The organism is Sulfurimonas gotlandica GD1 (assembly GCF_000242915.1).
GTDB lineage: Bacteria > Campylobacterota > Campylobacteria > Campylobacterales > Sulfurimonadaceae > Sulfurimonas > Sulfurimonas gotlandica.
In genome coordinates this window covers 2,670,644-2,683,107 of sequence record NZ_AFRZ01000001.1, presented here as the reverse complement: position 1 = coordinate 2,683,107, position 12,464 = coordinate 2,670,644, and the positions used below count along the sequence as shown (strand labels likewise).

Annotated in this window: 11 protein-coding genes and 1 tRNA gene; 10 read left to right on the top strand and 2 right to left on the bottom strand. The window is 34.1% G+C overall.

Annotated elements, in window-relative coordinates; genetic code table 11:
* Positions 1-7: 7 nt before the first annotated feature.
* Positions 8-2,098, bottom strand: coding sequence for a flagellin N-terminal helical domain-containing protein (locus tag SMGD1_RS13230; RefSeq protein ID WP_008341537.1), 2,091 nt, complete (start codon positions 2,096-2,098; stop codon positions 8-10).
* A 125-nt stretch (positions 2,099-2,223) separates the two neighbouring features.
* Between SMGD1_RS13230 and SMGD1_RS13225 the strand changes: the two genes are divergently transcribed.
* The 5 genes from SMGD1_RS13225 (at position 2,224) to tmk (ending at position 4,793) form a co-directional block, all read left to right on the top strand.
* Positions 2,224-2,307, top strand: a tRNA-Leu gene (locus tag SMGD1_RS13225).
* A gap of 44 nt (positions 2,308-2,351) precedes the next feature.
* Positions 2,352-3,221 (top strand): flagellar basal body P-ring formation chaperone FlgA, encoded by an 870-nt coding sequence (gene flgA, locus SMGD1_RS13220; protein ID WP_008337226.1) that lies wholly within the window; start codon positions 2,352-2,354, stop codon positions 3,219-3,221.
* Positions 3,218-3,742 (top strand): UbiX family flavin prenyltransferase, encoded by a 525-nt coding sequence (locus SMGD1_RS13215; RefSeq protein WP_008337143.1) that lies wholly within the window; start codon positions 3,218-3,220, stop codon positions 3,740-3,742. Before flgA ends, SMGD1_RS13215 begins: the two co-directional genes overlap by 4 nt.
* A gap of 2 nt (positions 3,743-3,744) precedes the next feature.
* Positions 3,745-4,236 (top strand): pantetheine-phosphate adenylyltransferase, encoded by a 492-nt coding sequence (gene coaD / locus SMGD1_RS13210; RefSeq protein ID WP_008337193.1) that lies wholly within the window; start codon positions 3,745-3,747, stop codon positions 4,234-4,236.
* Complete coding sequence (gene tmk / locus SMGD1_RS13205; protein ID WP_008337158.1) at positions 4,221-4,793, top strand: dTMP kinase; 573 nt, start codon at positions 4,221-4,223, stop codon at positions 4,791-4,793. Before coaD ends, tmk begins: the two co-directional genes overlap by 16 nt.
* A gap of 9 nt (positions 4,794-4,802) precedes the next feature.
* On the opposite strand, the gene SMGD1_RS13200 is transcribed toward tmk, so the two are convergent.
* Positions 4,803-5,480: a superoxide dismutase gene (locus tag SMGD1_RS13200; protein ID WP_008337237.1), complete on the bottom strand. Its 678-nt coding sequence runs from the start codon at positions 5,478-5,480 to the stop codon at positions 4,803-4,805.
* A gap of 235 nt (positions 5,481-5,715) precedes the next feature.
* Between SMGD1_RS13200 and hisS the strand changes: the two genes are divergently transcribed.
* The 5 genes from hisS to SMGD1_RS13175 all read left to right on the top strand — a co-directional run bounded on the left by hisS (position 5,716) and on the right by SMGD1_RS13175 (position 12,453).
* On the top strand, positions 5,716-6,927 hold the full coding sequence (hisS, locus tag SMGD1_RS13195; protein ID WP_008341535.1) for a histidine--tRNA ligase: 1,212 nt from the start codon (positions 5,716-5,718) through the stop codon (positions 6,925-6,927).
* Entirely contained in the window at positions 6,928-8,655 is a 1,728-nt protein-coding gene (locus SMGD1_RS13190) for an FMN-binding glutamate synthase family protein (RefSeq protein ID WP_008337181.1), read from the top strand.
* Between the two features lie 8 nt (positions 8,656-8,663).
* On the top strand, positions 8,664-10,493 hold the full coding sequence (gene speA, locus SMGD1_RS13185; protein ID WP_008337546.1) for a biosynthetic arginine decarboxylase: 1,830 nt from the start codon (positions 8,664-8,666) through the stop codon (positions 10,491-10,493).
* Positions 10,494-10,501: 8 nt separating this feature from the next.
* Positions 10,502-11,203, top strand: a complete 702-nt coding sequence (gene cysE / locus SMGD1_RS13180) for a serine O-acetyltransferase (protein WP_008337355.1) — start codon at positions 10,502-10,504, stop codon at positions 11,201-11,203.
* Positions 11,204-11,283: 80 nt separating this feature from the next.
* On the top strand, positions 11,284-12,453 hold the full coding sequence (locus SMGD1_RS13175; protein ID WP_008337612.1) for a pyridoxal phosphate-dependent aminotransferase: 1,170 nt from the start codon (positions 11,284-11,286) through the stop codon (positions 12,451-12,453).
* Positions 12,454-12,464: the final 11 nt, after the last annotated feature.

Genomic DNA, 12,464 nt, shown 5'->3' with positions numbered 1-12,464 from the left:
AAATGTTTTATAAATAGTTTACTAGATTTAACTTTGAAACCTTACCAACAGTAGATAACATAGCCTCATAATTTAGTGTTAACTGAGTTAAAGTAAGGGATGCTTTTGCTAAATCTGTATCTATTACGGCTGAACGAAGAGTGCTTGTACTAATCTCTAACAGTTCTGTACGTTCTTGGGCCATTGTTAATGCATTTGATTGTGAACCAACTAAAGAGTGTGCTCTAAAAACATGATCTTGTAAATCATCCATCATTGTTATCGCATTTTCAATACCAACATTTCTAATAACACCACCAGATGAATCTGGATATAGTTTATGATTTTCTACAGCAATAATCATTTCATTTAGTGTTTTAAAGAAATCCGTTTTAGGATCACGAACAGTCAGTCCATTGTTTGCGTTAAACGTCATAACTGAAGCTGGATTTGAAATATCTCCACTGTTTGTATCATGTAACGCCATTGTTGCCTGAGTAGAGCTAGTGCCAATATCTTGAAACTTAAGCTTTCCATCATAACTTAAAAATGTATTTCCATTAAATTTTGATGCTTTAACAGCGTTGTCATAATCAGTCGCTACATTTGTAGTTGATGGGAGGTTATTGGTTACAACCATATTTACTACATCCATAAGCTGTTGATATGTCATATCATCAGCAGCTACAGCTACTCTTGGTGTTCCCATATTAAAAATATCATAAGTGTTTCCACCTACTGTGAATGTGGAGCCAGCAGTTGCAAGGTCTATTTGAACATCATAAGCTACTCCTATAACATTTATGCCTGTCAACTTAAACTGTGTCGCATCTAATGAACCAACATTTGGAAGTTGAGAGATATCAGCCACTTCTGAAAGTTTTGTTGATCCTGCCGCAAAGCTATTATCTGCTTTTACTATTTGAGGAACGCTTGATGATAATGTAGAACCATTTTTACTAAACTGTGTTCTATCATAAACCGTGCCTTCAATTATATTTGTACCGGCGACATCACCTGCAGATGTTAAAGACGATTTAATAAATTCTTTTACATGAAGATTCGGATTTGTAGCGGTTGATGTCGAGAGCATTATTCTATCAAAATCACTCTCACCAACACCAAGTGCATCTAGATTAGTAACGTTTGCTGCGGCACCACCTGTAAAATCAACTGCACCAACCATGTGGAAATCTATCTGACTTGAGCCTTTAATTTTATCTTCAACCACTATTTGCCCAGACTGATTTAGAGTAACATTTACAAGTTTTAAAGCTGGTGTATTTCCGTAAGCATTTCCAATCTGAATCAATAGTTCATCAACTTTTTCATCATCTCTCATAGATATTTTTTTATTAAAAGCGGTTCCGTCGCTTTTTGTACCTCTAAGATAAAAATGATGTTTTGCATTTACCGTATCTATTACATTATCTGTATCACCCATTAAATCACGAATAGAATTATCTGGATTCATATGTGTTGTATTTGCTGTAGGCAAACCTAAAGCTGGATATTTTCGTATTAAATTTTCTTGAGGAACGTTTGATGTTATTTCTCTTCTAACAAGTACTTCTTCTCCTAGAAACAGATCACCACCAGAGATATTATATTGTTGCTGAGTTTTTGATCCAGTGAAAGAATTCATAGATTTATCATTACCCATATATGTTCCATCATCTGCTATAGGTTTAATATCAACCGCAGTACCAGAAAAAAGGTATTGACCATTTATAGATGAGTTTGCTAAGCCTTTAAAATGACTCTCTATTCCTCTTAGCTCTTTTGCAACTGAATCTAAAGAAGTTGCATCATTGGTTCCATTCGCAGCCTGCAAGAGTAAAGTTCTCATACGGTTCATTGTTGTTTCAAACTCATTCAAAATAACATCTGTTTGATTTGAAACTTTATAACCACTTTGCGTACTCATCTTAACTTGCCCTAATGTAGCAAGCTCATTATCCAGTCTCATAGTCTCTGCGAATGTTCTAACATTATCTTTTGCATACTGAATTTGCAGTCCAGATGCTATCTGTTTATTTACATCAAAAAGATTTTGACTCAATTTTGAGTTATTTGCTCCATACAAACTATTGTAATACATACTAGATGTAACTCTCATAACGCACCTCCGTTTGCCGCTATAACTTTAATACTTAATTACTAGCAATAAAAGTTCCATGTCGCAACATCTTATTAATATTATTTACTTTTAAGTAATAAATCACTATCATTCCACATCATCAAGCCAGAGTGGTGGAACGGTATACACGGCGGATTCAAAATCCGCTGCCGCAAGGCTTAGGGGTTCGAATCCCCTCTCTGGTACCACTGACTATTATAATAATATGCTAAACTGTGCAAAAAGTGTTGATATGTTAACTAAATTTATCTTTTTTATCCTACTTTCTACAATACTATCCGCCAACAATATTATACAAAGCACTTACTATGTAAATTCTAATGATATATATCTCTCTCACATCATCAAAGATGCCCCTAGCAACAAACAAATATATAAAATAAAACCTGGAAAATACACCAAAAGAGTAAGATCAAAAGACTTGCTTAAAACATTAAAAAAACATGGATACAGAGACTTTAGCGCTAAAAGTATGTATGTTAAATTTATAAAGAAAAGCCCTATTGACACTTCAAAAATAGCCTTATACATTAAAGAGTATTATTTAAATAATTACGATCAAATAGATATAAAAGAGATTAAAGTAGAATCAAGAGGTTATATAGCAACTCTTCCAAAAAACTACAGCATTGAAATCAGAAAAAAAAACTACCTCTCTAAAAGTGGTATTGTAAATATAAAAACATCAGATAATAAGAAAATATTTTTTAACTATACTATAAATGCAAATATTTTGATTTATCTATCAAATAAAAAGATAAATAGAGATACTGAACTATCTCCATTAAACACTGTAAAAAAGAGTATACTTTTAGATAATTTTATGGCAAAACCTATACAAAACATAGATTCCAATGCTCTTCAAGGCAAGCATAATATAAAAAAAGATGAAGTTATCACAACAAGAGATGTTGAAATTTTAAGCGTTGTAAAGAGGGACTCTTTCATAGACGTTAGTTTAAACTCCAAAAATATGTCCATAAGTTTTAGTGCTAAAGCACTCCAAGATGGTAAGCTTGGAGACACCATAACAGTTCAAAAGAGCAGTGGGAAAAGACTTAAAGTAAGAGTTACTGGTAAAAATAGAGCGGAGATGAGATGAATAAAAAAATAATCATTGCTACAAGTGGAGCAAGTGGAGTTAACCTGGGAATTAAAACTCTTAAGTTGCTACCTAAAGAGATTGATAGGCACTTTATAATGACAAAAAACTCTGGCATTGTTCTAGACAAAGAAAATAATTTAACGATGCATGACAATGAAGATATTTCAGCAAGTATCGCTTCTGGCTCATTTGGTACGGATGCTATGATTATAGCACCATGCAGTATGAATACTTTGGCTAAAATAGCTTGCGGAATCTCAGATAACTTAGTTACAAGATGTGCAAGCGTAATGATAAAAGAGCAAAAGAAACTAATCATTGCTCCCAGAGAGATGCCGTTTTCTGCCATAGCTTTAGAAAACATGCAAAAACTTGCAACGCTAGGAGTTATAATAGCTCCACCAGTAATGGCTTATTACTCAGAACAACAGACTCTTGATGAGATGGAAAACTTCATTATTGGCAAGTGGTTTGATCTACTTGGCATTGAAAATAACTTATATAAAAGATGGGAATAAAATTGAAAAGAATCGCACTATATCCTGGTACTTTTGACCCTATTACAAATGGCCACTATGATATTATAGAAAGAGCTTTAGGACTATTCGATGAAGTAATTATTGCAGTTGCTATTTCGGCAGACAAAAAACCTATGTTTACACTTAATGAACGTATAGAAATGACAAAAAAAGCCATAGGGCACCTAGATAATGTAAGCGTTCTCGGTTTTGACAATCTAACAGTAGAACTTGCTAAAACTCACGGAGCGACTATTCTTATACGTGGGCTTAGAGCAGTAAGTGATTTTGAATATGAGCTGCAACTTGGATATCTAAATAACTCATTAGATGACTCAATAGAAACCGTTTATCTAATGCCAAAACTAAAACATGCTTTTATCAGTTCATCAAGCGTAAGAAACTTACTAAAATTTAACGCTAAAACTGAGCATCTACTTCCAAAAGAAGTTCAAGAGATTATAGGGAGTATGGATTCATGTACATTGCAATAGAAGGCATAGATACTGCAGGAAAGAGCACACAGATTCAAAAACTCAAAGAGAACTTTCCAGATGCTATAATCACGAAAGAGCCAGGTGCAACTGCAATAGGCAAAGAGATAAGAGAGATAGTTCTTAGTGCAAAGGCCCAAAGTAAAAAGGCTGAGTTCTTACTTTTTTTAGCAGACCGTGCCGAGCATATAAAAGAAGTAGTTGAGCCTAATTTAGACAAAATGATTATCTCTGACAGAAGTGCAGTAAGCGGTGTGGCATACGCTTTAATTCAAGGTGAAATAAGTGAGACAGCTATAGTTCATTTAAATAGATTTGCGACAGGTGGTATATATCCCCAAAAAGTTTTTCTTCTTAAACTTACAAAAGAAGAACTTGAGTACAGACTTTCTCAAAAAGAGTTAGACGGCATCGAGCTAAGAGGTTCAGAGTATCTCTTAAGCATACAAGATGCCATCATAAAAGCTACTGAGCTTCTAAACTTGGAACTAGTAACCATAGATGCTACAAACTCCATTGAAGACATAACTAAAGAAATACTCAAAAATATCGAGTAACTCTTTTATTTAGCTTGTTACTCTGTCCCCATTTTGGAGATCATCAAGTATTTGACAAAAAGGATCGTGTATATCATTGCACACTTCTGTCCCTATAAAAACGTCATTATCTGTTTTTTCATATGCTTCTCCTGCAAAATCCCAATTAATATGATTCCAAAACTCTTCCAAGTATTTTGGACGTAAGTTTCTGTAATCAATATAATAAGCATGTTCCCAAACATCACATACAAATAATGGTACCAGTCCTGAACTTAGAGGTGTATGAGCATTTTCAGTCTTTCTAAGTATCAACTGCCCTTTAGGTTCTCTAACTAGCCATACCCAACCTGAGCCAAAAAGTGTTGTTCCCGCCTTTATAAACTCTTCTTTTAGAGCTTCTAAAGAGCCAAAGTCATTATTTATCTTTGTTAAAAGTTTTCCACTTGGATTTAGCTTTAAATGAGTAAGACTATTCCAATAAAAAGTATGATTAAACACTTGTGCAGAATTATTAAAAATTGCTCCATCAGAATCACGAATAATTGATGATAGTGACATCTTATCAAACTCAGTTCCTTGAATTAACTCATTTAGCTTATTTGCATAAGCGGTATGATGTTTGTAGTAATGATATCTTATTGTTTCTTCAGAGATAAAAGGCTCAAGGGCATTATCTGCAAACGGCAGTTTTTGTAAATCAATCATAATAAATCCTTATTTGTATATAATATATTACTATTCAACTATTATAAGATTTTTTTATTAAAGCTTATTTAACAATATTACTTACATTTAGATATAAATTAATGATGATAATCTTTTATCACTGCTTGTGTTCATTGTTTTTAAAAAAATAGCTTAAATAAATCATATATAAGCAAAAAATGGTATCCTTTCATATATTAAACTCATACTGCAATAGATGTAATTAAGGATGTAAATGATTCAATCACTCAGAGGAATGAACGATATTTTAAGTGAAGACTACGAAAGATTTACTCACTTTATTAATACTGCTACAGATATAGCCCAAAAATACGGGTATCACTTTATTGAAACTCCATTATTAGAAGAAACTGCTCTCTTTAAACGCTCTGTTGGGGAATCAAGCGATATTGTTGGAAAAGAGATGTATCAGTTTATTGATAAGGGTGAAAATGATGTATGTCTTCGTCCAGAAGGAACAGCTGGTGTTGTTCGTGCATTTATTCAAAAAAAATTAGACAAAGCCGGTGGAACACATAGATATTTTTACCATGGTCCAATGTTTCGCTATGAGAGACCTCAAAAGGGAAGACTAAGAGAGTTTCATCAGTTTGGTGTTGAAAGCTTTGGTGTAGATAGCGTTTATGAGGATGCTACTATGATTATGATGGTTAGTGATATCCTAAAAGCTCTTGGAATTGGGTACAGACTTCAGCTAAACTCTCTTGGTGACAACAACTGTATGCCTGACTATCGAAATAAATTAGTAAAATTTGTACAAGAGTGTGGAGATGAGATTTGTGAAGATTGTGTTAGACGACTAGAAACTAACCCTATTAGAGTACTTGATTGTAAAAATAATTCATGCCAAACACTTTATGAAGGTGCACCAAAGCTAATCAACTGCTTATGTCAAAACTGTGAAGATGATTTCAGCTCTTTAAAAAAGATATTAGAAGAAAATGGTATTGATTATGAAATAGACACAAACCTCGTTCGTGGTCTAGACTACTACTCTAAAACTGCATTTGAGTTTGTAAGCGACAATATCGGTTCGCAAAGTGCAATTGCAGGTGGTGGTAGATACGACAGATTAGTAGAGTTTCTTGATGGTCGCCCTACTCCTGCTGTAGGTTTTGCAATGGGAATAGAGAGATTGATGGAACTGATTGTAATGCCTGAAATCTCTAGAGATGGTTATTTTATTGGTGCTATGGACGCTGAAGCTGTTGATTTGGTAATTCAACTTACTCAAAAGAAAAGAAAAACAGACAAAGCAACTGTTGACTACAAAGCAAAGAATCTGCAAAAACACTTAAAAGCAGCAGATAAAGCCAATGCTAAATTCTGTTGTGTAATAGGTTCTGAAGAGTTGAGAAACGGTACTATCTGGGTAAAAAACTTAGAAGACAAAATAGAACAAACAATAAATATAGGAGATTTTTAAATGGATACACTTCATGTATTATGGTCTTTATTTATAGATTTTATTGAATTTTTCTTACTTGGTGGCGTATTTGTACTGATACTGCTTTACATCTACGATAAGCACATACAAAGAAAGCATGCTTTACTTATTAACTATCCTGTTATTGGGCGATTTAGATACTTTTTTGAAGCACTGAGAGAACCACTACGTCAATACTTTGCAGAAGAAACATTTTATGATTCAAAAGATAAAGTTGACTGGGTTTATACAGCAGCAAAAGACAAACCAAACTATAAATCCTTCTCAGTAGCTCAGCCTTTTTCTGGTTCAAGATTTATTATTAAACACGCCACAAACGTACTAAATGAAGATGAAGTTGATGATGACACATCTGTGGTGTTTGGAAAAGACAGAGAAATCCCTTTTGTATCTCACACTCCTATTATTCGTTCTGCCATGAGTGATGGATCACTTAGTCCCGAAGCTATTAGAGCATTTTCTATTGCTGGTGCTAATACAAACCTTACTATAAATACAGGTGAGGGATCTTTAACTTCGAACCACCTTTTTACCCACAAACCTGACCTTAACAATGCTGATTATCTTGAAATTATAGAAAGTACTCCATGGGCAGAATTTCTTTTTAAAATGGGGGATATGCTTTTTAATAGACCTAGAGCTCTTAAATGGTACAGAACTGCTTTATTAAACGAGAAAACTCAAAACACATACATTTATGATACCACTTCACATGTTCTGTTTCGTGTTAACTGGAATGCTCCTATAGAATCATTTCCAAAAGAAGTTCCGAGTGATATACCAAATACAATTTTTCAGATGAGTTCCGGGCTTTATGGCGTAAGGGATGAAAATGGTAAATTTGACGAATTAAGATACCAAAAAGTAATGAAATTCTGCCGTATGACAGAGATTAAGATTGCCCAAGGTGCAAAACAGACTGGTGGAAAACTTTCAGCTGCTAAAGTTACTGCTGATATAGCCTACTATAGAGGTGTTCCTGAGGCTCAAAATATATTTTCACCTAATAGATTCCCCTTTGCAGATACAACAACGCATCTGCTTGACTTTGTTGAGAGACTGCAAAATTTATCAAAAAAACCGGTTGGTTTTAAAATAGTTATCTCAGATGCTAATGCAATTGACGAAATGGTTAAAGAAATAGCAAAAAGAAAAGCACAAGGAAGAAGTATCCCTGACTTTATAACTGTAGATAGTGGAGAAGGTGGAAGTGCTACAGCTCCGCTAGAACTTATGGAGTCAGTAGGTTTAACAACTAATAATGCTCTATACGTCCTAGATACAATGCTTAAAAAACATGAAATTCGTCAAGATATTAAGATTATTGCTAGCGGCAAGGTTTTAACTCCAGATGATGCAATAATAACTATGTCAATGGGGGCAGATGCTGTTGGTATTGCTAGAGGCTTTATGATGAGCGGTGGATGTATACGTGCTCGCATGTGCTCTGGTTTTGGCTCTCATGTTTGCCCTGTTGGGCTTGCAACTCAAGATGAGAAAAAAAGAGCTTCCTACTTAGTAATAAAGGAAGGTAAAGAGATAGGTAACTACCATACTAACCTCATTAAAGGAATGAAAATGGTTGCTTCTGTTATGGGTGTTAAAAACATAAATGATGTAAATAAATCACATCTTACGTTTAAAAATCAAAATGGTGAAATATACTTTGATATTGATAAATATTTTCATCAAAAATTACACATATAGGTGAATAAATGAATAACTATGGCTTAGACATATGGTCAAATAATAATTTTCTAATAGAAAATGGTCAAATTAAATTAAACTACAAGAGTATGCCAGCTCTATTATCAATAATAGAAGAAATCCGTACAAACGATGTTAAGGGCCCTATTTTACTTAGGTTTCCGCATCTGATTAAAAAACAGATTACAACTCTTTACTCTTATTTTGATAAAGCGATTAGATATAATAATTATCAAGGTAATTTTCATGCTGTTTTTCCTCTTAAGGTAAATCAATATCCTCACGCTGTCAAAGCAATTGCAGAACAAGGTAGAGAGTTTGGTTATGGACTTGAAGCTGGTAGTAAGGCTGAACTTATACTAGCTATGAGTCAGACAACTCATGGAGCTCCTATAACCGTTAATGGCTTTAAAGACAAGGAGATGATGACTCTCGGGTTTATAGCCGCTCAAAGTGGACACAACATCACACTTACTATTGAAGGTCTTGGCGAACTTGAAACAATTATAGAAGTAGCAAATGAGTGTAATCTTAAAGTTCCAAATATTGGCATTAGAGTAAGACTTCATAGTGCAGGAACTGGAATTTGGGCTAAAAGTGGTGGAATGGATGCTAAATTTGGCTTGACATCAACAGAAATAATAGAAGCGATAACTCTTCTTAGGAATGAGAATATGCTGGATAATTTCACAATGATTCATTTTCATATTGGTTCACAAATGGAAGACATAGCTCCTCTAAAACGAGCTCTTCGTGAAGCTGGAAATATTTATGCTGAACTTAAAAAGATGGGTGCTAATTCGCTTAACAGCATTAATATCGGTGGTGGCTTAGCAGTCGAGTATGATCAACATACACATTCAAAATCTCGTAACTACTCTGTTGATGAGTTTTCAAGTTCTGTTGTATTCTTAATTGGTGAAATCATGAATGCTAAGAATGTATCACATCCTGATATATACACGGAATCTGGTAGATTCATAGTTGCTTCACATGCTGTGTTGATTACTCCTGTTCTTGAACTCTTTACTCAAGATTATCAAGAAAGACTCTTAAACTTTAAAGTGGTGAATCCTCCACTTTTAGAAGAGTTAAAATATCTGTCTAAAAATCTAAATAATAAAAATTCTATTGAGTATTTGCACGATGCACTAGACCACATGGAGTCTTTACTAACCCTATTCGACTTAGGATATATAGACCTTCAAGACAGATCAAATGCTGAGATTCTGGTACATAGTATCATCAAGAAAGCTTTATATTTAACTAATGCATATTCAACAAATGAATTTGTACAGCTTCAAGTAAGACTTCAAGAAAGATATCTTATAAATGCTTCTATATTTCAGAGTTTACCGGATTACTGGGGATTAGATCAACATTTTCCTGTTATGCCTCTTCATCACTTAGATGTAGTTCCACTAAGAGCAGCTTCTCTTTGGGACATAACATGCGACAGCGACGGAGAGATAGGTTTTAACCCAGAAAAACCATTGTACTTGCATGATGTAAATTTAGATGAAGAAGACTACTTTTTAGGATTCTTTAATGTTGGTGCTTATCAAGAGACACTGGGGATGAATCACAATCTCTTCACGCATCCAAATGAATATACAGTTAATATAGATGACACTTCTTATAATATTATAAACGAAGTTGAATCAAAAAATATTTTAGATATTCTAGACTCTATTGGATACAATAAAAGTGATATTTTAAACAAACTTAAACATGATTTGAAAATCAGTGATTTTATCACAGAAAAAGAAAAAAATGATACACTTGCAAAACTTGAAACTTTTGTAGAGCAAAATGGCTATCTGCGAACGACTAACTAAGGGTTAATATGGGACTTTATACTGACATAAAAGAAGACTTTTCGAATGCTTATAAAAATGATCCTGCCCTAAACTCGAGAATAGATTTTATTTTTAATTACCCTGGAGTTTGGGCTATTGCATGGTACAGGGTAGCTCATAAATTCCATAATGCAGGTTTTAAAAGACTTGCAAGAATTGTTATGGGTTTAAATCAGATTGTTACAACTATTGATATTCATCCAGCAGCACAAATTGGCAGAAGAGTATTTATAGACCATGGGGTTGGTGTTGTTATTGGTGAAACATGTATAATTGAAGATGATGTATTAATCTATCAAGGTGTAACTCTTGGTGGGGTATCTCTTACACACGGAAAACGTCACCCTACTATAAAACAAGGTGCTGTTATCGGTGCTGGCGCTAAAGTCTTAGGAAATATCACTATTGGTGAGTATGCTAAGATTGGTGCGAACTCGGTTGTTGTTAAAGAAGTTCCTGACTGCTCTACTGCTATAGGTATTCCTGCTCATGTTATCGCAAAAGGAAGATGTAAAGATCCATTTATGCACAATATGCTTCCAGATATTAACAAAGAGATGTTTGAATATCTTCTAAAAAGGGTTGCAGTTTTAGAGCACATACTCGTTGAAGACAATAAAAATGTACTTGAAGAAGATTTAGAACTAGAAAGTATCTACGAATCATTTATTAAAGCAATGAAAAGCTAAATACGCTAAACCTCCTCTTATAAAACTAATATATAATATTATTTTAGTATAATGTCACCATTATTTTATTGGAGGCTTTTATGCTAACTGATCGCGTTAACACACTATCTGAATCTATTACGATTGCTATTACAACTTTGGCACAAGAATTAAAAGCAGAGGGCAAAGATATACTTAGCTTTTCTGCAGGTGAACCAGACTTTGACACACCTCAAGTTATTAAAGATGCTGCTATAGCAGCTATTAATGAAGGTTTTACAAAATACACTGCTGTTGATGGGATTGTTGAACTAAGAGTTGCTATTGCTGCAAAATTAAAAAAAGACAATGGTTTAACTTATGCTCCAAACCAAATCATAACAAACAATGGTGCAAAGCATTCACTGTTTAATCTTATTTCTGCCACTATTCAAAAAGGTGCTGAAGTAATCATCCCTTCTCCATATTGGGTAACTTATCCTGAGTTAGTGAACTACTGTGGTGGTAAAGTTGTTGAAATTGAGACTACTGATGAGACTTCATTTAAAATCACGCCTGAGCAATTAAAAGCTGCCATAACTCCAAAATCAAGAATGCTTATATTAACTTCTCCATCAAACCCGACAGGTTCTATCTATACAAGAGATGAACTAGTAGAACTTGGAAAAGTTTTAGAAGGAACTGATATCATTGTAGCATCTGATGAGATGTATGAGAAACTAACTTACGATGGTACATTTACATCATGTGCTGCTGTAAGCGAAGATATGTACAAAAGAACAGTTACTATCAATGGTCTAAGTAAGTCTGTAGCAATGACTGGTTGGAGATTCGGCTATATGGCTGCTGCAGATACTGAACTTATTAAAGCAACTAAAAAGCTACAGAGCCAAAGTACTTCAAACATCAATACTATTACTCAAAAAGCTGCAATCGCAGGTCTAGATGGAAGTGCAGATGCAGATATAGAAATGATGAGAAAAGCATTTATAGAGCGCAGAGATGAAGCTGTTAAACTAGTCAATGCGATTGATGGACTTAGTGTTGTTAAACCTGATGGAGCTTTTTACCTATTTGTAAACATCAAAGAAGTTAGTTCTGACTCACTTGACTTTGCAAAAGAGTTATTAGATAAGAAACTTGTTGCTGTAGTTCCTGGTGTTGCTTTTGGTAGTGAAGGTTATTTTAGAATGAGTTTTGCTACTGATATTGAGACTATTCGTACAGGTATTGCTAGAATTGCAGAGTTTGTAGCTGAGTTAAAAAACTAAATTTCCACACT